Genomic DNA, 24,844 nt, shown 5'->3' on the forward strand with positions numbered 1-24,844 from the left:
CTACTTGAGGAAGTCGGGGACGTCCAGCTCGTCCTCGTCGTCGGCGATCGGCCGGACCGGGCGCCGGGGCGGCGGGTAGCTCGGCCGCGCCCCCTGGCGGGGGCCCGCCGGGTCGGCGCCGTAGCCGCCCCCGGGACCAGCCGGCAGCCCCTGGCCCTCACTGGGGACGTGCTGCGCGGCGTAGCGGGCCGGCGGCTCGTCCAGGTCCGGCTGGGGCTCCAGCGGCTCGGGGATGTACTGCGGCGGCGCGGGCTGCGGCGCCGCCGGCGGCGGGCCCACCGGCGGCGCGTAGCTCGGGGCCGCCGGCCGGGACGCCGGCGGCGGCGGGACCACCGGCGGGATCGCCGGCAGCGCGCCCGCGACCGCCGGCGCCGCGGCGACCGCCGGCGGCACGGGGCGGGAGCGCGGCTGCGTGATGCCCTTCGCGCGCCGGTCGGGCACCGTGTCGAAGCCGGCGGCGATGACGGTGACCCGCACCTCGTCGCCGAGCGCGTCGTCGATCACGGCACCGAAGATGATGTTCGCCTCGGGGTGGGCGGCGTCGGCGACCAGCTCGGCGGCGGCGTTGATCTCGAACAGGCCGAGGTCGGACCCGCCGGAGATGTTGAGCAGCACGCCCTGCGCGCCGTCCATGCTGGCCTCGAGCAGCGGCGAGGCGATCGCCTGCTCGGCGGCGACGGTGGCCCGGTCGTCGCCGCGGGCGCGGYCGATGCCCATGAGCGCGCTGCCCGCGTGCGACATGACCGTCTTGACGTCGGCGAAGTCGAGGTTGATCAGGCCGGGCGTGGTGATCAGGTCGGTGATGCCCTGGACACCGGAGAGCAGGACCTGGTCGGCGCTGCGGAACGCGTCGAGCACGCTGATGTCGCGGTCGGTCATCGCCAGCAGCCGGTCGTTCGGGATGACGATGAGGGTGTCGACCTCGTTGCGCAGCGTGTCGATACCGGCGTCGGCCTGGTTCGCCCGGCGGCGGCCCTCGAAGGTGAACGGCCGGGTGACCACACCGATGGTGAGCGCGCCCAGCGAGCGGGCGACGTTGGCCACGACCGGCGCCCCGCCGGTGCCGGTGCCACCGCCCTCACCCGCCGTGACGAAGACCATGTCGGCCCCCTTGAGGACCTCCTCGATCTCCTCCCGGTGGTCCTCAGCCGCCTGCCGGCCGACCTCGGGGTCCGCGCCAGCGCCAAGGCCGCGGGTCAGCTCGCGGCCGACGTCCAGCTTCACGTCGGCGTCGCTCATCAGCAGCGCCTGCGCGTCGGTGTTGATGGCGATGAACTCGACGCCCTTGAGACCGACCTCGATCATGCGGTTCACGGCGTTGACGCCGCCACCGCCAATGCCGACAACCTTGATGACCGCTAGGTAGTTCTGCGGGGCAGCCATTGCGGGGTCGGTCCTCCAGCGGCGTCGGTGGGGCGGACAAAACCCGGCTCGCGCGGCATGACCGTGGGGACGGCGCCACCGGGACGAGACCGGAGAACTAGCCGCCGAGCTCCAACCTTCACCGTCCACTAGACGGTTAGAGTTATGTCAACTTGCGACTGTGGTTGGACAGTAGGCATGGCGTCCGCATGGGTCAAGGAACCTCCCGGCGCGTCAAGCGATGGAATTCGCCGTCCCGTTCGTCACACCCTCCACCGGCATAGCCGCCTCCCGCCTCGCCTCCCCACCCGTCCGCTTCCTCCCCCCTCACCAGCCTGGTGGCGGGAGTCCGGCGAGGTGTCCTTACCAGCCCTGGGCCGGGGGCCCATTCGGACCGGCCGCGGGTCCCGCCGGCGCATGCCAGGCCTTGCTCAGCCACACGGTGGGGGAGGATGGCGGCCGTGAGTTCGCGCGTGCACTTCCTTGGCATCGGCGGCTCGGGCCTCGCCCCGCTGGCCCGGATCGCGTTGGCCCGTGGCCACCTCGTCTCCGGCAGCGACCAGGAGCCCTCGGCCCGGGTCGAGGCGCTGCGGGCCCTGGGCGCCCGGGTGCGCACCGGCGCCGCGCCCGGCCCGGCGGCACTGGCCGCCGAGCTCGCCGGCGTGGACGTCGTCGTGGCCTCCAGCGCCCTGGGCGACGACCATCCGGAGGTCGCGGCCGCACGGGCCGCCGGCGTGCCGGTGCGCCGCCGCTCCGACTGGCTGCCCGAACTGACCGCCGGCTACCAGCTCGTCGCCGTCGCCGGCTCGCACGGCAAGACCACGACCTCGGCGATGCTCACCCTCGCGCTGCGCGCCGCGGGCGCCGACCCCACGGCGGTGATCGGCGCCGAGGTGCCGCAGCTCGGCGGCGGCGGCGCGCTGGTCGGTTCCGGCGAGCTGTTCGTGCTGGAGGCCGACGAGTACGGCGGCGCGTTCGGCGGACTGGACCCGGCGCTCGCCGTGGTCACGAACGTCGAGTGGGAGCACCCGGACCTGTTTCCCGACGAGGCGGCGGTGCGGGCGGTGTTCACCGCCTTCGCCGCCCGGATCCGTCCAGGCGGCGTGCTGGTGGCCTGCGGCGACGACCCAGGGGTGGCCGCCGTGCTCTCCACCCTCGCCGAACAGCCGGGCGGCGGGCCACGCGTCGTGCGCTACGGCCTCGGCGACGGCCTCACCTGGCGCGCGGCGGACGTCACGACCGTCGATGGCACCACCGGTGGGTCGGCGGGCAGCCAGGAGCTGAGCGGGATCCCCGGGGACGCACCGGCCGTCGTGACGCGGGCCACCGTGCTGCGCGACGGGGAGCCGGTCGGCACGCTGCGCCTGGCGTTGCCGGGCCGGCACAYGGTCCTCAACGCGCTCGCGGTGCTCGCCGTCACCAGCGAGCTCGGAATGCCCGTCGAGGCGGCGCTGTCGGCGCTGGCCGGCTACACCGGCGCCGCCCGGCGCTTCCAGCACGTCGGCTCCGCCGACCTGGTGAGCRCCGGCGGCTCGGTAGAGGTGATCGACGACTACGCCCACCACCCGACCGAGATCCGCGTGACGCTCGCCGCCGCCCGGCAGAAGGCCGCCGGCCGGGAGGTCTGGGCGGTCATCCAGCCGCACACCTACAGCCGGCTCGCGGCGCTGCTGGACGACTTCGCCGTCTCCTTCGGCGACGCCGACCGGCTCTACGTCACCGACATCTACGCCGCCAGGGAGCACGACGACCTCGGCCTGCACGCCACGGACCTCGCCAAGCGGGTGCGCTCCCCCGCCGAGACGAGCTACGTCGGCTGGGGCGAGCTGCCCGAACGCCTCGCCGCCGACCTGCCCGGCCATGACGTCCTGCTCCTGACCCTCGGCGCCGGCACGATCACCGAGCTGGGCCCCCGCCTGCTGGCCCTCGTCACCGCCGCGACCTGAAGTGCGGCGGACCAGCGCCTCTATAGGGACGTCCAGGTAACACACCTACACACCGGACCGTCGGAGCGTGTTGCCTGGACGTCGTCATAGAGGCGTCCAGGTGACACGGTTTGCGTGTCGCGCCGGTCAGTGGGCGGCGTGGCGGCCGCCGCCGCGGCGGCGGGACGCGGCGGCCTCGTGGATCATCGCGACGATCGTCCGCGCCGCCTCGGGGTGGCCCATGCCGGCGCAGGCGGCGCTCATCTTCGCCAGCCGCTCCGGCACCGTGACCACCGGCAGCACCTCGCGCGCGATCCAGTCGGGCGTCAGCTGCGCGTCGTCGACGAGCAGGCCGCCACCGGCCTCGACGGTCGGCAGCGCGTTGCGCCGCTGCTCGCCGTTGCCGAACGGCAGCGGCACGTAGACGGCCGGCAGGCCCACCGCGGCGAGCTCCGCGCAGGTCATCGCCCCGGACCGGCTCAGCACCAGGTCCGCGGCGGCGTAGGCCGACGGGATGTGGTCCAGGTAGGGCACCAGCACGTAGGGGGCGGGCAGGCCCGACGGCAGCGCCGCCGCCACCTCGTCGAAGTTCTTCGGGCCGGTGGCGTGCAGCACCTGCACCCCGGACTGGGTGAGCGCCCGGGCGGCCCCCGTCATCGCCTGGTTGAGCGAGCGGGCGCCCTGCGAGCCACCGAACACGAGCAGGGTGGGGCGGTACGGGTCGAGCCGGTAGCGGGCCCTGGCGGCGCGCACGGCGGCCGGCGACCGGTCGAGGGTGAGGATCTCCTCGCGCAGCGGGATGCCTGTGAGCCGCGCGCCCCGCAGCGTCGTTCCCGGGTAGGAGATGGCGACGTACGGCGTCAGCCGCGCGCCGAGCCGGTTGGCGACCCCGGGCAGCGGGTTGGCCTCGTGGACGACGATCGGGACCCCGTGGCGGCGGGCCGCCAGGTAGGCGGGCACGGAGACGTAGCCCCCGAAACCGACGACGACGTCCGCCCGGGTCTCGGCGAGCACCTCGGCCGCCCGGGAGATGGCGCCCGCGAGCCGGCCGGGAACGGTAAGCAGTTGCGTCGACGGGCGCCGGGGCAGGGGGACCTTCGGAACGGTCGCCAGCTCGTAGCCGCGCGCGGGCACGACCCGCGCCTCCATGCCCGTCTCGGTGCCGAGCAGGGTCAGCCGGATCCGCGGGTCCGCCGCGCGCAGCGCGTCGGCGACCGCCAGCGCGGGTTCGACATGGCCGGCCGTACCGCCGCCGGCGAGCAGCACACTTTTCAGCATCGGCTCTCACGATGGCACACCGACCGGCCACCCGGAGCGGCCGGCCCGCGATGCCCGTCTGCTCCCCGCGTACCCGGCCTGGCGGCTCTGGCCCGTTTCCCTGCTTGCCCGCCGGGGCTCGCCGGGTCGCCTCCGCGTCCGCTCAGCCAGCGGCGGGGGGACCAGTGGGATCCGGACGCTGAGGGCGCCGGTAGGGCCCCGGCTCGGCGGGCCCACGCCGAGTGCCTCCCCCGCCGGAACCGGCACCGCCAGCGGAACCGGAAGGACCGGATCGGCCGGAGGAACCAGCACGGCCGGCGTCGTCCGCACCCGCGCGGGTGCGCGGCGCGCGACGGGTCGCGGAGCCGGCCGACCTGGCGGGGCTGGCGCCCTGGCGCGGGCGGCGGCCCGCGCCTGCCGGGTTGGCGGCCCGGGTGTCTTCCGTGGCCCGGGCCGCGCCCTCCTGGCCGGCGCGGGCGGGACGGGCATTGCCGCGGGTGCCGCGGGTGTCGGCGGTCGCCGCGCGGTCCGCGGGGCGAGACCGGCCCGGGCCACGGCGTCCTTGGCGGCCCTGCCGGGCGCGGCGGGCCTCCCGGCGCTCCTGGGCGCGCTCGGCCAGCAGCCGGGCCGCGGCCGGCTCCGACCGGGCGAACGCGAGCAGCATGCCGATCGAGAGCATGGTCGGCACCAGGGACGAGCCGCCGAACGACACCAGCGGCAGCGGGATGCCGGTGATCGGCAGCAGGCCGACGACCGCGCCCATGTTCACCACGGCCTGGGTGAGGATCCAGCCCGTCGACCCGGCGGCGGCCAGCCGCACGAACTGGTTGTCGGTGCGGTGCGCCACCCGCAGCCCGGCATAGCCGAAGACGCCGAACAGCAGGACCACGAGCAGGCAGCCGAGCAGGCCCAGCTCCTCGCCGATGATCGCGAGGATGAAGTCGGTGTACGAGGCCGGCAGCAGGTCGGGCCATTTCTCCCGGGACGCTCCCAGGCCCTCGCCCCACCAGCCGCCCGAGGACAGCGCGTAGATCCCGTGAACGGCCTGCCAGCCGCTGCCCTGGGCGTTTTCGAACGGGTCCCGGTAGGACAACAACCGTTCCAGCCGGTACGGCTCGATCACCGCCAGGATCGTGCCGATCACCCCGATCACCCCGAGCAGGCCGCCGTAGACCCGGCCGGGCGTGCCCACCACCCACAGCACGACGAAGAGCACCGAGAACACCACGATCGTCGTGCCCATGTCGGGCTGCAACATGATCAGGCCACCGACCAGCACCGTCATCGGCACGATCGGGATGATCAGGTGCTTCCAGTCGCCGAGCAGCCGGTGCTTCCTGGTCAGCAGGTCGGCCGACCAGAGCACCAGCGCGAGCTTGGCCAGCTCGCTCGGTTGCAGGGTGAGCGAGCCGACGCCGACCCAGCGCTGGGCGCCGTTGGACGACACCCCCAGCGGCGAGAGCACCGCCAGGAGCAGCAACAGGGCGACCCCCATGAGCGGGTAGGCGACCCGGCGGAACACCCGCAGAGGCATCCGGCTCGCGGCGAGCAGCACCGGCAGACCGATGCCCATCCAGGTCGCCTGCCGAACGAAGATCGTGTAGGACGAGCCGAAGGCCTCGAACGACCGCACGTTCGACGCCGAGAGCACCATGACCAGGCCGAGCAGCAGCAGCAGCCCGGCCGACGAACCAAGCAGGTAGTAGGAGGCCAGCGGGCGCTCCAGCAGCGGCAGCTTCGCCAGCGCCGCGCCCTGAGCCTCGAGGTCCGGCACCGGGCGCAGCAGGGCACGCCGCTGACCGGGCCGCACGGCGGCCGGCTGGCGCCGCCGTGGCTCCCGGCCGGTCTCGTCCTCGGCCGGGCGGGCCGGGCGGGCCGCGCCGGCGGCCTCGTCGTCCTGGGGTTTCGTCCCGGGGCGGATCCCGGGACGGCGCACGGCCGGCGCCATCGCGTCGCGCAGGTTCGTCGCCCGTCTGCCCGAGCCGGCCGGCGGTGTGGCCCCGCGGCCCGCGGGCACCCCTCGAGCCACGGTGGGCACGGCGGGCGACGGGCGTCCCTCACGCGCCGTGCCCGGCCTGCCCTCCCCCGGTGGTCTGCCGCGCGAGCCCGTGCGCGGGTCCCGGGCGGGTCCCTGCTGGTCGCGCCGCTCCGGGCGCGCCCGACCGCCGGGCGGATCCTCGTCGCCGGCCGCGGCGCGCGGGCGCGCGGACGCCCCGGCGCGCGGGCCACCGGCCCGGGGGGCGGCGGCCGATCTGGCACGGGCACGCTGGCCGGATGCCGAACCGGAGCCGGAGCCGGCACCGCCGGACCCGGCACCGCCGGACCCAGCACCCGGCCTGGAGCTCGGCGCCTCGCGCACGCTGCCGCCAGCCTCCTCGACTCTGTCGCTCCAGGGAGTGGCCCCCGGCCCTAGCTGTCCGGGGTAACGGTCCCCCGGATCGTCCGACGACGGGCCGCCGCGGCGAACAGGTCGCCACGTTCGGCATAGTCGCGGAACATGTCCATCGAGGCGGCGGCGGGCGCGAGCAGGACAGTGTCGCCCGTCCTGGCCAGACGCGCCGCGACCTCCACCGCATCGTCCATGCCCGTGGCCCTTTCTACGGGGACATCGGGGGCGTGTCGGGCGAGAGCCGTCGCGATCTCGTCCGCGCAGCGCCCGATCAGGACCACGGCGCGCAGCCGGTCACGGGCCAGCAGCACCAGCTCGTCGAACTCGAGGCCCTTGTTGAGACCGCCCGCGATCCACACCACCAACGGATAGGCGGTCAGCGACGCGGCCGCGGCGTGCGGGTTGGTGGCCTTGCTGTCGTCGACGTAGCGGACGCCGTCCGCGGTGACGACGTGGGCGTCGCGGTGTGCCCCCGGCCGGTAGCCGGCCAGCGCCGAGGCGATCGCGGCGGGCTCGACGCCGTCCGCGCGAGCGAGCGCGGCGGCGGCGAGCGCGTTGGCCACCAGGTGGCGGCCCGGCCCGGCACCACCGGGCGCCGGCGCGGCGGCACCCGGACCGGCGCCGGGGCCAGGACCGGGGCCGGTGAGCAGGTCGGCGACGGCGGCGAGCACCCCGCCGCCGAACGCGCGGTCGACGAGCTGGCCGTCGATGACCGTGACGTCGGCGCTGGCCGGGTCGAGCCCGAAGGTGACCCGCCGCCCGGGCGCGCGGGCGAGCAGCGCCGAGCTGACCGGGTCGTCGGCGTTGCCGACGGCGATCGTGGCCGGGTGCATCCAGATCCGCGCCTTGTCGGCGGCGTAGCCGTCGGCGCCGCCATGCCAGTCGAGATGGTCGGGCGCGACGTTGAGGATCGTGGCCGCGACCGGCGCCGCCGTGTCGGTGTAGTGCAGCTGGAAGCTGGACAGTTCCACCGCGAGGGTGTCGTAGGGCGGCTCGGCGAGCGCGGCGGTGACGAGTGGGGTGCCGATGTTGCCTGCTGTGGCGGACCGCCGGCCGGCGGCGGCGAGGATCGCGCCGAGCATCTCCGTCGTCGTCGTCTTGCCGTTGGTGCCGGTGATCGCGAGCCAGCGGGCGTCCGGCCGCATCCGCCAGCCCAGCTCGATCTCGCCCCAGATCGGGACCCCGGCGGCGCGCGCCGCGGCCAGCAGCGGGGTACCCGGCGGGACGCCGGGCGAGGTGACGACGAGCCGTGCCGCGCCGGGGCCGGGAGGCAGGCCACCGAGGGTGACCTCGGCGCCGGCGGCGCGCAGCTCGGCGGCGGCCGCGCGGGGCCGCTCCCCGTCGACGGCGTCGACGACGTGAACCCGGGCACCGAGACCGAGCAGGGCGCGCGCCGCCGCGGCGCCGGACACGCCGGCACCGACGACCATCACCGGCGCGCCCTTCAGCTCGTCGACCGCCGGCCCGCCAGCGGCGGACTGGCGGTCGCCACGGTGGCGGTCGGCGGGCCGGCCGCCACCCGTTCCGGCGCCCGGGGAGGTCACGGGTTACCGCCGTTGGAGAGGAACTCGGCGTAGAACAGCCCGAGCCCGAACGCGACCGCGAGCCCGGAGACGATCCAGAACCGGATGATCACAGTCGTCTCCGGCCAGTCGGCGAGCTCGAAGTGGTGGTGGATCGGCGCCATGTTGAACACGCGTTTCCTGGTCAGCTTGAAGCCCGCGACCTGGACGATGACCGACACCGTCTCGATGACGAACAGCCCGCCGAGGACGAACAGCAGCAGCTCGGTGCGGCTGACGATGGCAATGCTGGCGAAGGCGCCGCCGAGGGCGAGCGAGCCCGTGTCCCCCATGAAGATCTTCGCCGGGCTGGCGTTCCACCACAGGAAGCCGAAGCAGGAGCCCATCGCCGACGCCGCGACCAGCGCGACGTCGAGCGGGTCGCGCACGAGGTAGCAGCCGGCCTCCAGGTTGCCGGGCTCGCACAGGTTGCCGAACTGCCAGAACGAGATCACCACGTAGGCGCCGAACACCATCGCCGACGTGCCGGCCGCGAGCCCGTCGAGGCCGTCGGTCAGGTTCACCGCGTTCGACGTCGCCGCGATGATCATCCAGGCGAGCAGCGGGAAGCCGATGATGCCGATGGAGATGTCGGTGTCCCGCACGACGGAGATGAACGTGGAGCCGGGCAGCAGCCCGTCCGCGTTCTTGAACCGCACGGCCAGCAGGCCGAACGCGAGCGCCACGGCGGCCTGGCCGGCGAACTTCGTCCGGGCGGTGAGGCCGAGGCTGCGCTGCTTGCGGATCTTGATGTAGTCGTCGAGGAAGCCGACGCCGCCGAGCCCCGTCATCACCATCAGTACGAGCAGGCCGGACGCGGTGAACCCCGCGCCGGTGGCCAGGTGCGCGATGAAGTAACCGATCAGCGTCGCGGTGACGATGACGGTGCCGCCCATGGTCGGCGTGCCGCGCTTCTTCAGGTGGGTGGACGGGCCGTCCTCGCGGATCTCCTGGCCGTAGCCCTGACGGCGGAAGAGTCTGATCACCCACGGCGTGCCGAGCAGTGACACCACCAACGCGACCGAGGCCGCGACAAGAACTCCCCTCACCCGTGGCCGCCCCGGTCGGCGGCCCTCAGGGCTGCCAGCGCGCCCTCTGGCCCGCGGGCCCAGCTAAACACCCTTTCCCACGTCCCCTCGATCACGGCGTCTCTCGCGCCGTCTGTGCCGTCCCGTCGCCCCCGTGAGCCCGGTCGACGCTGTCTGACCGGTCGACGCTGTATGTCCGACCTGCCTCTCGGGGCCGGACTCCGTTGGACGTCCGGACGCCTTGGAAGATCCGGTCGTTGCCGTGGACGCGCCACCGCGCCGCCCGTTCACCGGTCGCCGCCCCCGTCGCCGCGGGGCTCGGCGAGCGCCCGCGCGAGCTTCTCCAGCCCGTAGGACCGGCTGGCCTTGACCAGCACGACGTCGCCGGCGCCGAGGCCGGCGGCGGCGAGCCAGTCGGCCGCCGCGGCGACGCCATCGACCCAGTCGGTCCGCGCCCCGGCTGCCGCGGCGGCTGCGGCCAGCGGGCGGGCCCCCTCGGCGACGGCCAGTACCCGGTCGACCCCGAGCCCGGCCACGAACCGGCCGAGCTCGGCGTGCTCGGCGTCGGCGGCCGCGCCGAGCTCGGCCATCGGGCCGAGCACCGCCCACGTCCGCCGCCGCGAGGCGGYCGGTTCGGCCGAGGCGCCGCCGAGGTCGACCAGCGCGCGCAGCGCGGCGCGCATCGACTCCGGGTTGGCGTTGTAGGCGTCGTTGACGACCACGAGCCCCGACGGGGCCGTCGTCACCTCCATGCGCCAGCGGCTGCGCGGCCGGGCGGCGGCGAGCGCCTCGGCCGCGGCGGCGGGCGTCATCCCGACGGCGCCGGCGGCCGCCGCCGCCGCCAGGGCGTTGCTCACCTGGTGGGCGCCGACCAGCCCGAGCGTCACCCGGTGGCGCTCGCCGCCGGCGAGCAGGTCGAACGACGCCCGGCCGGCGCGGTCGATCTCGACGCGCTCGGCGCGCACGTCGGCGCCGGCGGCTCGGCCGAACGTCACCACCCGGCCGGCCGCCCTGGGTCGCATCGCGGCGACCAGCGGGTCGTCGGCGTTCAGCACGACCGTGTCGGTGGCGGCCTCGGCGAGCTCGCCCTTGGCCCTGGCGATGCCGGCGCGCCCGTCGGCRTACTCACCGACGTGCGCCGAGCCGACGTTGAGCACCAGCCCGACGTGCGGCCGGGCGACCGCGCAGAGCGCCGCGATGTGGCCGATGCCGCGGGCGCCCATCTCCAGGGCGGCGTACTCGGTCGTCTCCTCGAGGCGCAGCAGCGTCAGCGGCAGCCCGATCTCGTTGTTGAACGAGCCGGGCGGGGCGATCGTCGGGCCGAGCACGCCGAGCAGGTCCGCGAGCAGGTCCTTGGTGGTGGTCTTGCCGGACGAGCCGGTGACGGCGAGCACCGCGGCCTTCGCGAGGTCGCGGACGTGCCCGGCAAGCGTCACCAGCCCCGCCGCCGGGTCGGCCACCAGCACCGCCGGGACGCCGACCGGGCGGGCCGCGAGCACCGCCGACGCCCCGCTGGCGGCCGCGGCGGCGGCGAAGTCGTGCCCGTCGGCTCTGTCCCCCGGCAGCGCGACGAACAGCGCGCCCGGTTCCGCCAGCCGCGAGTCGACGACCACCGAGGTGACGAGTGCGTCCGGCTCGGCGCCACCGTCGAGACGGCCGCCGGTGGCCGCGGCCACCTCGGCGAGCGTCACCGGGATCACCGGCGCACCACCGGTGTCCCCGAGCCCGCGGCGCCTGCCGGACCGGCCCGGCCGTCACCGACCCGGCCGCCGCCAACCGAACCGCCGAGCGTGGCGGCGATCGCCGCGGCGAGCGCCGCACGGTCGTCGAACGGCGTCACCACGCCGTGCTGCTCCTGCCCACGCTCATGGCCCTTCCCCGCGACAACGACCGCGTCGCCGGGGCCGGCCTCGGCGACGGCGGCGGCGATCGCCTCGGCCCGGTCGGGGATGACGGTGACCTTCGCCGCCGTGCCTGCCTGGCCGGCGCCGGCGCTCATCTGGGCGAGGATCTCCGCCGGGTCCTCGGAGCGCGGGTTGTCGTTGGTGAAGAACGCGAGGTCGGCCTGCCGCGCGGCCGCGGCACCCATGAGCGGACGTTTGGCCCGGTCCCGGTCCCCGCCGCAGCCGAGGACGACGATCAGCCGGCCGTCGACCAGCCCGCGAACCGACGTGAGGACGGTCTGCACCGCGTCCGGGGTGTGCGCGTAGTCGACCAGGGCGAGGTAGGACTGCCCGGCCTCCACCCGCTCCATCCGGCCGGGGACGCCGGCGAGCTCGCCGATCCCGGTGGCCGCGGCCTCGGCCGGCACCCCGGCGGTCACCAGCAGCGCGAGCGCGCCGAGGGCGTTGACGACGTTGAACCGCCCGGGCAGCCGGACCTGGACCGGGACCTGGAGCCCGCCGGGCCCGCGGGCGGTGAACGTGCTGCCTCGCTCGCCGACGACCAGGTCGTCCAGCCACCAGTCGGCGGGCGGATCGGGCGCGTACGTGACGGCCCCGGGGATGCGGGCGGCCAGCTCGGGCCCCCAGGGGCCGGTGGCCACGTCGGTGCCGATGACGGCGGCGGCGGACCGCTCCGGCTCGAACAGCTTCGCCTTCGCCTCGAAGTAGTCCCGCATCGTGGGGTGGTAGTCCAGGTGGTCCTGGCTGAGGTTGGTGAACAGTGCGCCCGCGAACCGCAGCCCGTCGACGCGGTGCTGCGCCAGCGCGTGGCTGGACACCTCCATCGTCGCCGCCGTGACCCGCCGCTCGACCATCAACGCGAACAGCGCCTGCAGGTCGGCGGACTCCGGGGTGGTACGCACCGAGTCGAGCCGTTCGTCGCCGACGCGGGTCTCCACGGTGCCGAGCAGCCCGGTGTGATGGCCGGCGGCGCGCAGGCCCGCGTCGATGAGGAACGCCGAGGTGGTCTTGCCGTTCGTCCCGGTGACGCCCAGCAGGGTGAGCTGGCGCGACGGCTGGCCGTAGAGCCAGTCGGCGACCAGGGCCAGGTCCTGGCGCGGGTTGTCCGTCACGACCACCGGCACCGCGAGGGCGCCAGCGAGGATCGCCGCGCCCGCCGGGTCGGTGAGGACCGCGGCGGCACCCGCGGCGACGGCACCCGCGGCGAAGGTGGCCCCGTGCGCGTGGGCACCGGGCAGCGCGGCGTACAGGTCACCGGGACGGACGGCGCGCGAGTCGTGGGTGACACCGCGCAGCACGACGCCGGCGGCGGCGTGAGCCGTGGCGCCGGGCGGGCTGGGCGCGCCGGCCGACGCGAGGCTCCCGAGGCCGGCGAGCAGGCCGTCCAGCTCGGGGAGCGTCCGCGCCGGCGGATGGGCCGGGCGCAGGGCCGGAGGGGTCACGCCGTCGACCTTAGTAGGGCACCTGGCGAGGCCTCACGCCTGCCGTGGGTGTCGCCTCGTGGCCGTGCCGGCCGTCCGTTCATCCGGATGGCGGCGAGCCGCCCGCCGCCGGGTTCGTCCCCTGCCCGCCGGTAGCGTCCGCCGGGGCCGCGCCCGCCGGGGCCACCGCGCCGTCACCGGCCCCGCCGGCCGTTGTCTGGTCGGTGGTCCTCCCATCGGCGGCCGTGCCGGGCTGGGTGAGCGGCAGGTGGGGCGCCGCGGAGCCGGCCGGTGGCACGCCGAGCGTGGCGAGGGTGAAGGTCATCACCTTCTGGAACGCCGGCGCCGCGGTGAGACCGCCGAAGTGCTCCGCCTTCGGGTTGTCCAGGACGACCGCGATCACGACCCGCGGGTTGTCGGCCGGGGCGTAGCCGATGAACGAGGAGACGTAGCTCTGCCCGTTCGGGCCGAAGTAGCAGCCGCAGGACGGGATGATCTGGTTGGCGGTGCCGGTCTTGCCGGCGACCCGGTAGCCGGGCACGGCGGCGGCGGGCGCGGTGCCGTTCGTCGTGATGACCTGCTCGAGCATGTCGGACAGCGTGCGCGCGGTCTGCTCGCTCACGACCCGCACCCCCGGCGCCCGCTGCGTCGGGACCATCGCGCCGCCGCTCGCGCCGATCGCGTCGACCAGCCGCGGCGTCATCCGCACCCCGCCGTTGGCGATCGTCGCGTAGACCGTCGCCATCTGCAGGGCCGTCACACTCATCCCCTGGCCGTAGGCGACGGTGGCCGCCTGCGAGGCCGACCACTTCGTCGACGGGGCCAGCTGACCGCCGCTCTCGCCGGGGAAACCGAGCCCGGTGGGCTGGCCGAGGCCGAAGTCGCGCATGGTCGCCTCCAGCCCCGCGGCGCCGACCTTCTCCGAGATCAGTACGGTGCCGATGTTGCTGGAGTGGGCGAGAACCCCGGCAGCGGTGAGCTGCAGCGTCCCGTGCGTCTCCGAGTCGCCGATCGGCGAGCCGCCGCGGCGGATGCTCGGAGGGACCGTGACCGGGGTCGTCGCGGTGATCAGGCCACTGTCGAGCGCGGCGGCCATCGGGATGACCTTTTCCACGCTGCCGGGCTCGAACGCGAACGCGGTGGATCGGTTGCCGAGCGCGTCGGAATTGGCCGCGCCGACGTTGTTCGGGTCGAAGTCCGGGGAGTCCGCCATCGCCAGGATGTCCCCGGTGTGCGGATCCATGATCACGATGGTTCCAGCGACGGCCTGGTTCTCGCGCACCGCGTCGGCGATCGCCGTCTGCGCCTCCCACTGGATGTCGGTGTCCAGGGTGAGCCGCAGGTCGGAGCCCTCGACGGGGGCCTTCTCACTGCTGTGTGCCGACGGGATCTCCCGCCCGGCCGGGTCGGTCTCCAGGGTGCGGGTGCCGTCCCGGCCGCGCAGGACGTCGTCGTAGGCGAGCTCGATCCCGCCGTTGCCCACCAGCAGGTCGTTGTCGCCGAAACGGGTGTAGCCGATGACGCCCGCCCCCACCGAGTCGTTCGGGTAGACCCGGCGGCGCTCGTCGAGCACGCCGACGCCCTTGAGGTCGAGCTTCTCGACCTTGGCCTTGACGCCAGGGTCGAGGCCCCTGGCGATGTAGACGAACAGCAGCTTGCGGTCGCGGGTGATCCGCTTCTCGATCGTGTCCGCCGGCTGCCCGACGAGGGGGGAGAGCTTGGCGGCGACGGCGGCGGGGTCGGCGATGACGCTGGGGTTGGCGTAGACGGCGCGGGCGTCGACGTCCTGGGCGAGGGTCGCCCCGTGCCGGTCGGTGATCTCGCCGCGGACCGCCGGCAGGGTGATCTCCTGCATCCGCTGCTTCTCCGCCTGGCGGGCGTAGGTGGCGGCGTTGAAGCCCTGCAGCTGGGTCAGCCGGCCTGCGAGCGCCAGCAGCACCACCACCAGCATGACGACGCCGATACGCAGCCTGCGCCGCGAGCTGGCCAGCGCGCGGCGCCGCGAACCACCCGGTGGCCGCCGCCGCGGCCGCTGGCCGCCCGGTCCCCGACGGGCGGCGGCCGCCCTCGCGGCCGCCGCCCGGGCCGCCTGCGGCCGGGCGCGGTCGCTCCTGGTCGGCCGGCCGGCCCGCGCGGAGCCGGTACGCGCCCCCTCCGTCACCAGCCGCAGGCGCGTGCGACCCCCGGGCGGGAGGAGCGTGGAGCTCACCGCCCGGACGTCCCCGCGCCCGCGGCGGCCGTGCCCTGGCCCGGCTGCACGCCCTGCCCCTGCTGACCGTCCTGGCCGGCGGGCTGACCGGCCGCGGCGTCCGCGGCCGGCTGCCCGGGGGCCGGGACGACGTAGAGGATGACACCGCCGTTCGCGTCCCCGCCGCCGGCGACCACGCGGGCGCCCGACGGCAGCGGGGTACCCGCCGGCACGTACCGGGGCAGGCCGCCGGGCATCATCCCGAGGGCCTGCGCCCGCGCGGCGAGCGCGCCCGGCGCGGACAGCCGGTCGGACTTGACGGCGAGCGCCTCCTCCTCGTCGGCGAGCGCCGAGGAGGTGGCCTGCAGCGAGTGCTCCTGGAACGCGTTCTCGCTCAGCGCCGTGTTCAGCAGCAGCAGGCAGACGAGGCCGCTGCCCATGAGCACGAGCAGCAGGATCACGAACGGGGCCCGCGGTGCCCGCTGCGACCGGGCTGCCTTGGCCCGCGCCCGAGCCAGCGCCGTCGGCCCCGGCGCCGGGGCGGCCCGGGACCCGGGCCTCGCGGCCGGCCGCGCCGCCGGTCTGGCGGCGGGGGCGGCCGCCCCCGCGCTCGCGGCCCGCGCCGGCCGGCCGGCCGGCGCGGGGCGCTCGACCGGCTCGGACCGCTCGACCGGCTGGGCCGAGGCGGTCGGCGGGCCGGCGCGGCGGGGCCGCTGCTGGCGGGCTGGTGGCTGGCGGGGTGAACGCGGCGCCGGAGTCGGGGCCGCCGGCTGCGGCGCCAGCGCGGTCGCGCCGGCCGACATCGGCAGCTGCTCGTCGCTCGGCGCGGCGGTCATGGTGTTCCTCCCCTGGATCCTTCTGGCGACGAGGGCGGCCGGAGGCGCGAAGGCGGAAGATTTTCGCGCCTCCTTCGGCCCACTTGGCCTCCCGTTCTGTCGGTGTCGGCCGGCGGGCGGACCCGCTCGGCGGCCCGCAGCCGAGCGGACGCCGCCCGCGGGTTGGCCGTCACCTCCGCCTCGGACGCGGCCTGCGACCCGCGGGTGAGCAGGCGAAAGGTCGGCTCGGCGCCGGCGGGCACCACCGGCAGGTCCGGCGGCGCCTTCGTCGTGATGACCTCGGCCAGCGCCCGCTTGACCATCCGGTCCTCCAGTGAGTGGTAGGCGAGCACGGCGATCCGCCCGCCCACCGCGAGCCGGTCGAGCGAGGCGGGCAGGRCCCGGTCCAGCACCTCCAGCTCGGCGTTGACCTCGATGCGCAGCGCCTGGAACGTGCGCTTGGCCGGGTTCCCGCCGGTCCGCCGCGCCGCCGCCGGGATCGCCGCGCGCACCAGCTCGGCGAGCCGGGCCGAGGTGGTGAACGGGCTCCTGGCCCGCTCGGCCACCACGGCGGCGGCGATCCGCCGGGCGAACGGCTCCTCGCCGTAGCGGCGCAGCACCCGGGCGAGCGACGCCTCGTCGTAGGTGTTGAGGATGTCGGCGGCTGTGCGCGGGCCCGTCGGGTCCATCCGCATGTCCAGCGGGGCGTCCCGCGAGTAGGCGAAGCCGCGGTCGTCGGTGTCCAGTTGCAGTGAGGAGACGCCGAGGTCGAACAGCACCGCCTGCACGGTCCGGATGCCCAGGCCGTCCAGCACGTCCGGCAGCTCGTCGTAGACCGCGTGCGCGAACTCCACCCGCCCGGCGGCGAAGTCGAGCCGGTCGCGGCTGGCGGCCAGCGCCTGCGGGTCACGGTCCAGGCCGACCAGCCGAAGCTCGGGCAGCTCGCGCAGCAATGCCTCGGCGTGCCCGCCGAGGCCGAGGGTGGCGTCGACGGCGACGGCGCCGGGCTGGCCCAACGCCGGGGTGAGCAGCGCGCTGACCCGGTCCAGCAGGACCGGGATGTGGCTGGCCTGCACCGCTCGCCGCCCCTCTCGACTGGGCCCTTCCCGCGCCGGTCCCTCTCGGCCGAAGCGCCAGGCGAACGGGTACTTACGCACGGGCCCGCCCACGTCGGCATCCAGCCGGTGGAGGGCCGGGGCCGGTGGGCACGCGCCGACGGCGGCGCGCCCGCGGGAGGAACGAGCGGACGCGGCGTGCGCCCAGGTCCCGCCCCGCCGGGCCGCCGGGCGCCGGGGAAGTGGCGCCCGGAGGCAGGCGGGGGGAGAACTCGACACGCGACGGCCGTCTGTTCCAGTTGCTGGTGGTTGCGCTTGGTTCCGCTGGCCGTGCGGAGGGCGGGGCCACCCTGTCGGGTCACCGGGCCGGGCCCTCGCCGGCAAGCCTGGCCCGCCGCGGGTTCGAGGCCGCGGGCCGCGGAGAGCGCCCGGAGGTTCCCGGGTACTCCTGGGGCTCGGTGGTACGTGTGGGGCTCGGTGGTACGTGCGTTCCCGGGCGTCGCGTCGCCCTGGAGCGCTAGATGACGCCGGGCAGCACCTCCTCGGACAGCTGCGCGAAGCTCTCCTCCTGCTCGGTCAGGTAGGCCGTCCACCGCTGCGCGTCCCAGATCTCGACCCGGGTGTTCGCGCCGTTGACGACGCAGTCGCGGGTCAGCCCGGCGTACTCGCGCAGTGCCGATGGGATGTTGATCCGGCCCTGCTTGTCGGGGATGTCGTCGCTGGCGGAGGAGAAGAAGACTCGGCTGTAGTCGCGCAACGACTTGGCCGTAACCGGCGCGGTACGCAGCGACTCGCTGATTCTGGAGAACTCGGCCAAGGGGAACACATAAAGACAGCGTTCCTGCCCTTTGGTAATCACGAGTCCTCCTTCCAACTCCTCCCGGAACTTCGCGGGCAGCGTGAGCCGGCCCTTGTCGTCCAGGCGCGGGGAGTGGCTACCGAGAAACACGGCGCCCCTCCTCGCTCACCAGCGCGGGGTCATGCGCCGCGGCCGACGGTCTCCCCACAGATCCCGCTCATCGGTCCCGCAAACAGGCCATCAGTCCGTCGCCGTCCCCCCACTGCGCGCCACTGTACCCCACTATCCCCCACCCAGCACCCCCGCGACACCCCGAAGAGGTGGCTTCCCCCACTGCTCCCACACGGCTGCGAGACGTCGTTCCGTACGCCCGCCGGTTCCCGGGACCACCGACGTCCCGTGCGCCAAGAAGTGCGCCAATTCGGCGTACGTAAAGGCGGCGCAATCCGGTCACGGGCCATCACCGTCGCTGATAGGCCGCACAGGCATCGCCCGGGCTCCGTGATAGGCGAAGGCCGCCTCCGCGGAGCCGCGCGGGACGGCCGGCGAGCCTTGGACACGCCGGCCACGTCGACGGCCGGCGGAACGAGGACCGGAGGAGGCCAACGCACACCGGTGGCGTCCGACCGATGCGCCGACGGCGGGGCGTCGACCCGGGCGGCGAACCCACGATGACGTGCCGGCGACGCGCTGGTGGAACGCTCGCGGGCGGGGGCCGAGACCCGCGAACAGACGGGGATCGAACGGCCGATGCCACTCGGCCCGCACCCGGCGGTCGCGGGCCACTGGCGTCACTACGGCGCATCACGCCGCCGCGTACCGGCGCGCGACCCCCTCCCCCAGGTGGTGGTTTGACGCCCTTGCACGCAAGGATCGCCGGTTGGGATGTCACACTCGGGAATGGAGAGCTCCCGCCGGGGGCCGGACCGATCCGCTGATCCCGGAGGAGGGCCTACGTGGCGACGGAGCCAGGAGTCCTGCACTGGCGTGACCCCGCGGGCGATCTCGGCCAGCTCGCCGATGTCGCCGACCGGATCCAGCATTCGGTGGCCGCGGTGATCGACGGCAAGCCCGAGGCGATCAGGGCGGCGCTCGTCGTGCTGCTGGCCGAGGGCCATCTGCTCATCGAGGACGTGCCCGGCGTCGGCAAGACGATGCTGGCCAAGGCGCTCGCCCGCTCGATCGACGCCCGGGTGCGCCGCATCCAGTTCACCCCCGACCTGCTGCCCGGCGACGTCACCGGCGTGAGCGTCTACAACCAGGGCACCCGCGACTTCGAGTTCCGGCCCGGCCCGGTGTTCGCGAACATCGTCGTCGGCGACGAGATCAACCGGGCCGAGCCGAAGGCCCAGTCCGCGCTGCTGGAGTGCATGGAGGAGCAGCAGGTCACCGTCGACGGGGTCAGCTACCGGCTCGAGTCGCCGTTCATGGTGATCGCCACCCAGAACCCGGTGGAGATGGAGGGCACCCGGCCGTTGCCGGAGGCGCAGCGCGACCGCTTCACCGCCCGGATCTCGATGGGCTACCCGTCACCCGCCGCCGAGTTCGCGATGCTCGACAACCACGGCAACACCGAGCCGCTGGCCGACGTCGTCCCGGTCACCTCCGCCGCCGAGATCGCCAAGATGAGCGCCCTGGTGCGCGGGGTGCACGTCGCCGACGAGGTCCGCCAGTACGTCGTCGAGCTGGTGGGCGCTACCCGCCGCCACCCGGAGATCATGCTCGGTGCCTCCCCGCGCGCGGCGCTGCACCTGATCCGGACAGCCAGGTCCGCCGCCGCGCTCGACCGCCGGTCGTTCGTCCTGCCCGACGACGTGCAGGCGTTGCTGGTGCCCGTGCTCGCCCACCGGCTGCTGCTGCGCCCGGAGCTGGCGATGTCCGGCGACCCGGTCGTCGACATCGCCGCGCGGCTGCTCTCCGACATCGTCGCCCGCACGCCGATCCCCCGTCCCGGCCCGGCCGCCAGGCCGCCGCGACGCGGGCACTGACGGCCACGCGGTGCGCGACCTCGCCGCCGCCCTGCGCGGACTGACCGTCCGCGGCCGTTCGTTCCTGGCCGCGGGCGGCGCCTGCGCCATCTCCGCGCTGGTGCTCGGCGAGCAGGACCTGCTGCGGGTGGCCGTACTTCTCCTGCTGCTGCCGCTGTCGGCCGCCGTGTTCGTCTCCCGGACGCGCTACCGGCTCGCCTGCACCCGCCGGATCGACCCCCCTCGGGTCGCCGCCGGCCGGGCCGCGCGGGTGCACGTCCGGCTGGACAACATGAGCCGGCTGCCCACGTCGGTGCTGCTCGTCGAGGACCGGGTGCCCGACGCGCTCGGCGCCCAGGCCCGCTTCGTCCTCGACCGGATCGAGCCAGGCGGCACCCGGGACCTGTCCTACGAGCTGCGCGCCACGCACCGCGGGCGCTACCAGCTGGGCCCGATGTCGATCCGCCTCGCCGACCCGTTCGGGTTCTGCGAGCTGACCCGCGCCTTCCGCAGCCGTGACGAGCTGGTCGTGACGCCGACGATCGAGCTGCTGCCCGGAGCCCGCCCGGAGCCGCACGCCGCGGTCTCGACACTGCGGCGCTCCGCGCTGCACGGCGAGGACGAGGTGACCACTCGGCCCTACCGGTCCGGCGACGACCTGCGCCGGGTGCACTGGCGCACCACCGCCCGGGTCGGTGAGCTGATGGTGCGCCGGGAGGAGAAGCCACGGGTGGGCGGCGCGACCGTTCTGCTCGACGACCACCTCGGATCCTGGGGCCACCACATCGGCCCGGCATCGCCGTTCGAGTGGGCGGTCGGCGCGACCGGCTCGATCAGTGCGCATCTGGCCCGCAGTGGCTACGGCGTCCGGCTGGTCACCAATCACGGGCTCGCGGCCGTCGCGACGGCCGGCAGCGTGAACCCGCTGCTCGACGAGCTATCGACGGTCACCCAGGTCTCGACGTTCGACCCGACGGCGGCGTACACGGCGATCGCGGCCGGCGACGGCGGGATGCTGGTGCTCGTCCTCGGACAGACCTCGCCAGAGGTGGCCCGCCGCCTCAGCGCGATGCGGCCGCGCTCCGCGCCGGCCGTCGCCGTGCTCGTCGACCTCACCCGCTGGGGAAACGACGCCGCGGCCAGGACGGACCTCGCCGGCTGCGAGCTCGCGTTCAGCCGCGCCGGCTGGCGAGTGCTCGTCACCGGGCACGGCAGCCGGCTCGCCGACGAGTGGCCGCGGGTGTCGCTGCCCGCCGTCCGCTACGGGACCGGCTGGTCGCGCGCCGGCTCCCAGTCTGGCGCGCCCTGGCTCGGAGCCACCCCCCGCCCCAGCCGGGGCGGCCCGGCGGTGCTCCCGAGGGACGGGCGCGAAAGCGCCGGTGACGCACACGAGGTGCCGCGATGACTCGGCCTGCCATGCCCGCCGCCGGCCGGCCGGGCGCCACGAACCGCGGCGGACGGCTCGCCACCCTGGTGGGCGCCGGCCACGCCAGCGCCCAGGGCCAGTGGGTGCCCACGGCCGTCGGGGCGTTCGCCTCGCTGATGTGCGCGCTCGCGCTCACGCCGCTGTTCCGCGGTCTGTGGTGGTGGTTCGGCCCGGTGCTGCTCGCCGTCCTGGTGGTCGTCGGGCTCGCCGCCTTCGGCCGCCGCATCGGCCTCGGCCCGTCCGCCACCATCGTCCTGAGCCTCACCGGCCTCCTGCTCACGCTCACCGGGCTGTGCACGCGTACCGAGGCCTGGCTTGGCTTCGTGCCGAACGGCGCCAGCCTCGCGCGCCTGACGGACCTGATGTCCGACGGCCGGGGCGACATGTCCCGGCTGGCCGCGCCGGTACCGAGCCGGCCCGGGCTGGTCGTGCTGACCGTGCTCGGCGTCGCGCTGGTCGCGCTGGTGGTGGACCTGCTCACGGTCGCCGCCCGCCGGCCGACGCTGGCCGGGCTGCCGCTGCTGGGCCTGTTCGCGGTGCCGGCGGCCGTGCTGCCCGGCGGCGTCGGCGTGGTGCCGTTCACCGTCGGGGTGTTCGGATTCCTGGCGCTGCTCATACTCGACGGGCGTTCCGTGATGCGGCGGTGGGGGCGGCTCGTCACCACCCACGGCCAGGGGCGCTCCCAGCTGCTGCTGGGCGGCCTGGCCGGCCGGGTCGCCTTCGGCGCCGTGCTGCTCGCCGTGCTGGTCCCGGTGATCACGCCGTCGCTGAACGGCAACGGCCTGGTCAACCGCGACACCGGATCGGCGAGCGGGGACGGCCCCGGCAGCTCGCAGACCAAGGTGAGCCCGCCGATGGCGACCCTCACCCAGCGGCTGCACGACAACCCCGACCGCCCGGTGATGACGGTGCTGCGGCCGAGCGACCCGGACGCGTCGCTGCGGCTGCGGCAGGTGGCGCTGGACGACTTCGACGGCAGCGCCTTCAACATGCGGCAGCTGGAGGCGACCACCGACGACCGCATCGAGCACGGCCTGCCCCGCCCGCCCGCTGGCCTGACCACCACCGAGACCGTCGCGACGATCTCCATCAGGCCCGGCTACCCGGATGTCTACCTGCCGGTGYCAGGCCTCCCGACGTCGGTCAAGGACCTCACCGGCGACTGGCGGCTCGACCGCGACACCGGCACCATCTTCGCCGCCCACGCGAACGCGTCCGGCATCACCTACACCGTCACCGCCGCCACCCCGGCGCCCACCTCCGAGGAGCTCACCGCCGCGGGGTCGCCGCCGGAGGGCCTCGGCATCGACGTCACGCTGCCGAAGAGCCTCGACCCGCGGGTCGCCGAGCTCGCGCTGCAGATCACCCAGGGACGCGCCACCAGCTACGACAAGGTCCGCGCCATCCAGGACTACTTCCGCGGTGGCACCTTCACCTACGACCTGAACGGTGCGCCGACGAACAAGCCGGGGGCACTCGTCGAGTTCCTCTTCGGGAGCAGGCGGGGCTACTGCGAGCAGTTCGCCTCGGCGATGACGGTGCTCGTCCGGTCGCTGGGGATTCCGGCGCGGGTGGCCGTCGGCTTCGTCGACGGCGTCCGGCAGGCCGACGGCAGCCGGCTGATCCGCAACGGCGACGCGCACGCCTGGCCGGAGGTCTGGCTGCCCGGCACCGGCTGGATCGCCTTCGAGCCGACCCCGCGCACCGACGGCGCCACCCCGGCGCCGAACTACGCTCCCGACCCGAGCCAGGGTCCCGCCGGTGGCGGCGCGTCCACGCCGGGTCAGACCCAGTCGGCGACCCCGGCGCCCGACCAGGACCAGCCAGGCACGACCCAGACCGAGGGCCCGGCGAGCGCGCCGCGGCCGGCCAACCCCGACGGGCACTCGACCGCCGACCTCGCCGGCAGCCTGCACCAGGATGATCTCAGCACGCCGAAGCTGAGCGTGCGGACGGCGGACCCGAACGCCTTCAAGGACGTGTTCCTGCGGGAGACCGCGCTGGACACGTTCGACGGCGAACGCTTCACGTCGGTGCGGCTGCCCGGCGCCGGCGACACGTCGGTGGCCGCCGGCCTGCCCGGCCCCGCGGTGGGCGTCGCGACGACCACGGTGTCCGCGACGATCGCCGTCCATCCCGACTTCCACGAGACCGACCTGCCGGTGCCCGGCGTTCCGGCATCGATCACCGGGCTGGCCGGCGACTGGTGGCTGAACCAGCCGACCAGCACCCTCTACGCGACGGTCGGCACGTCGGCGGCCGGCGCCACCTACACGGTCGAGGCCAGGATCCCGGCGCCGACGGCCGCCCAGCGGGCCGCCACCGGACCGGTGCCCGCCGAGCTGGACGCCGACAAGGCGCTACCGTCCACCCTCGACCCGCGAGTCGCGTCGCTGGCGCGGCAGGTGACGGGCGGTTACCGGGGCAACTACGACAAGGTCAGCGCGATCGAGCGCTACCTGCGCGGCTCCGCGTTCACCTACGACCAAAACGCCGTCGCCGGCACGCTCGCCAACTTCCTGTTCGGCACGAAACGCGGCTTCTGCGTCGACTACGCGACGGCGATGACGGCGATGGTCCGGTCGCTCGGCATCCCGGCCCGGGTCGCGATGGGCTTCGCCTACGGCGTCCCACAGCCCGACGGCACGCTGCTCTACAAGAACGGCAACAAGCACGCCTGGACGGAGGTCTGGCTGCCCGGCACGGGCTGGATCAGCTTCAACCCGACCCCGATCGGCGAGCTGCGCGGCCTCGGCGACAACACCTGGGCACCCGCCGCCGACCAGCACCAGAGCGAGACCGGGCAACAGCCGGCGGCCACCGCGACCCTCGGCGCCGGCGAGGAGACGGGCGCACGGACGGGAATGGGCCGCGCGGCCCATCTCGTGCTGTGGGTCGGGATCTGGCTGCTGGTCGCGCTCGCCGCCATCGGCCTGCTGCTGGCGCCGGCCATCGCCCGGCGGGTGATCCGGCGCCGGCGGCTGCGCGCCGGGCCAGCGGCGGACGCGGCCACGGCCGACGCCGTCGGCGAGGAGCCCATGCGGGCGAGCGCGCGGGTGCGGGCTGGCTGGGCGGAGCTGCTGGACGTGTCGACGGACCTCGGCATCCCGCTGCGGCCCAGCGACTCGCCCCGGATGGTGGTCGCGCGCCTGTCCTCCTACCTGTCGGCGGGGCCGGAGGCGCAGGACGAGCAGGTCGTCGCCGCGCGGGCGGCGCTCAGCCGGATCGGCTGGGCCGAGGAGCKGGTCCGCTATGCCCCGCCGGGCACCCCGCTCGGCGGGGGCGCGGGCACCATCGGAGCCGACGTGACCACGGCGATCGACGCCCTGCTGGCCGTCGCGCCCCGTGGCCGCCGCCTGGTCGCGCAGGTCGCCCCGCCGTCCGTTCTGCGCAGACTGACTCGTTCGGGCGCCTATGCGGCCGACGAGCGTGCCTGGCAGCGCCGCTCCCCCGACTCGGCCGCGGCCTCGCCCGACCTCTCCCCCCAGCACGAGTCCGCGGAGCCGCCCGAGCCCGCCGGCCGCTCCTGACCTGGCCGCTTCCTGCCCCGGCTGGCCTTGCGAAGATCCGGCGCGGTCGGGGTGCCGCGCCTCGCCGGGCCGCCTGGCCGGGGAGCCGCGGCCAGCCTGGTCGGGATCCAGACACGGCTCGGACTGTCTGCGGGACCCCACACCCGACTGTTTTGTTTACGCTTGGCCCCACAGGGGTGTCGAGGGTCGGCTGGCTCCGTCCTAACGGCCAGTGAC

15 protein-coding genes are annotated in these 24,844 nt (G+C 75.3%); 4 read left to right on the forward strand and 11 right to left on the reverse strand.

The annotated features are described in order from the left end of the window. Window positions 1-1,383, reverse strand: a complete 1,383-nt coding sequence (ftsZ, locus tag BCD49_RS05530; protein ID WP_071041233.1) for a cell division protein FtsZ — start codon at window positions 1,381-1,383, stop codon at window positions 1-3. A gap of 431 nt (window positions 1,384-1,814) precedes the next feature. On the opposite strand from ftsZ, the gene murC reads away from it, so the two are divergent. Beyond that, window positions 1,815-3,308, forward strand: coding sequence for a UDP-N-acetylmuramate--L-alanine ligase (gene murC, locus BCD49_RS05535; RefSeq protein ID WP_071041234.1), 1,494 nt, complete (start codon window positions 1,815-1,817; stop codon window positions 3,306-3,308). 126 nt (window positions 3,309-3,434) lie between these two features. Here the strand turns inward: murC and murG are convergent, their stop codons facing one another. The 10 genes from murG to mraZ all read right to left on the reverse strand — a co-directional run bounded on the left by murG (window position 3,435) and on the right by mraZ (window position 17,855). Then, window positions 3,435-4,565, reverse strand: a complete 1,131-nt coding sequence (gene murG / locus BCD49_RS05540; protein ID WP_007520547.1) for an undecaprenyldiphospho-muramoylpentapeptide beta-N-acetylglucosaminyltransferase — start codon at window positions 4,563-4,565, stop codon at window positions 3,435-3,437. A gap of 142 nt (window positions 4,566-4,707) precedes the next feature. Continuing rightward, window positions 4,708-6,573, reverse strand: a complete 1,866-nt coding sequence (gene ftsW, locus BCD49_RS05545; RefSeq protein WP_335341675.1) for a putative lipid II flippase FtsW — start codon at window positions 6,571-6,573, stop codon at window positions 4,708-4,710. Window positions 6,574-6,953: 380 nt separating this feature from the next. After that, window positions 6,954-8,363, reverse strand: a complete 1,410-nt coding sequence (gene murD, locus BCD49_RS05550; RefSeq protein WP_051467195.1) for a UDP-N-acetylmuramoyl-L-alanine--D-glutamate ligase — start codon at window positions 8,361-8,363, stop codon at window positions 6,954-6,956. Between the two features lie 110 nt (window positions 8,364-8,473). Beyond that, window positions 8,474-9,544: a phospho-N-acetylmuramoyl-pentapeptide-transferase gene (mraY, locus tag BCD49_RS05555; protein ID WP_007520677.1), complete on the reverse strand. Its 1,071-nt coding sequence runs from the start codon at window positions 9,542-9,544 to the stop codon at window positions 8,474-8,476. 266 nt (window positions 9,545-9,810) lie between these two features. Beyond that, window positions 9,811-11,223, reverse strand: a complete 1,413-nt coding sequence (locus BCD49_RS05560) for a UDP-N-acetylmuramoyl-tripeptide--D-alanyl-D-alanine ligase (RefSeq protein ID WP_071041235.1) — start codon at window positions 11,221-11,223, stop codon at window positions 9,811-9,813. Beyond that, window positions 11,220-12,869 carry a UDP-N-acetylmuramoyl-L-alanyl-D-glutamate--2,6-diaminopimelate ligase gene (locus tag BCD49_RS05565; RefSeq protein WP_007520536.1) on the reverse strand — a complete coding sequence of 550 codons (1,650 nt, stop codon included), beginning with the start codon at window positions 12,867-12,869 and terminating at the stop codon, window positions 11,220-11,222. The genes BCD49_RS05560 and BCD49_RS05565 overlap by 4 nt, the downstream gene beginning before the upstream one ends. 79 nt (window positions 12,870-12,948) lie before the next feature. Beyond that, window positions 12,949-15,057, reverse strand: coding sequence for a peptidoglycan D,D-transpeptidase FtsI family protein (locus BCD49_RS05570; protein ID WP_071041236.1), 2,109 nt, complete (start codon window positions 15,055-15,057; stop codon window positions 12,949-12,951). After that, complete coding sequence (locus BCD49_RS05575; RefSeq protein ID WP_071041237.1) at window positions 15,054-15,872, reverse strand: hypothetical protein; 819 nt, start codon at window positions 15,870-15,872, stop codon at window positions 15,054-15,056. Before BCD49_RS05575 ends, BCD49_RS05570 begins: the two co-directional genes overlap by 4 nt. Next, entirely contained in the window at window positions 15,869-16,927 is a 1,059-nt protein-coding gene (gene rsmH, locus BCD49_RS05580) for a 16S rRNA (cytosine(1402)-N(4))-methyltransferase RsmH (RefSeq protein WP_083401272.1), read from the reverse strand. Before rsmH ends, BCD49_RS05575 begins: the two co-directional genes overlap by 4 nt. Window positions 16,928-17,423: 496 nt before the next feature. Continuing rightward, on the reverse strand, window positions 17,424-17,855 hold the full coding sequence (mraZ, locus tag BCD49_RS05585) for a division/cell wall cluster transcriptional repressor MraZ (RefSeq protein ID WP_007519229.1): 432 nt from the start codon (window positions 17,853-17,855) through the stop codon (window positions 17,424-17,426). 806 nt (window positions 17,856-18,661) lie between these two features. Here mraZ and BCD49_RS05590 point away from each other — a divergent pair. From BCD49_RS05590 to BCD49_RS05600, 3 genes are read left to right on the forward strand one after another with little or no spacing between them, the layout of a single operon-like run. Continuing rightward, window positions 18,662-19,693, forward strand: a complete 1,032-nt coding sequence (locus BCD49_RS05590; protein ID WP_007519227.1) for an AAA family ATPase — start codon at window positions 18,662-18,664, stop codon at window positions 19,691-19,693. A 10-nt stretch (window positions 19,694-19,703) separates the two neighbouring features. Then, window positions 19,704-21,077 (forward strand): DUF58 domain-containing protein, encoded by a 1,374-nt coding sequence (locus BCD49_RS05595; RefSeq protein ID WP_007519226.1) that lies wholly within the window; start codon window positions 19,704-19,706, stop codon window positions 21,075-21,077. Beyond that, a complete protein-coding gene (locus BCD49_RS05600) occupies window positions 21,074-24,628 on the forward strand; it encodes a transglutaminaseTgpA domain-containing protein (protein ID WP_071041238.1) in 3,555 nt (1,184 codons plus the stop codon). The genes BCD49_RS05595 and BCD49_RS05600 overlap by 4 nt, the downstream gene beginning before the upstream one ends. The last annotated feature ends 216 nt before the right edge of the window (window positions 24,629-24,844 follow it).

Source organism: Pseudofrankia sp. EUN1h (assembly GCF_001854645.1).
In the GTDB taxonomy this organism is placed as follows: domain Bacteria; phylum Actinomycetota; class Actinomycetes; order Frankiales; family Frankiaceae; genus Pseudofrankia; species Pseudofrankia saprophytica.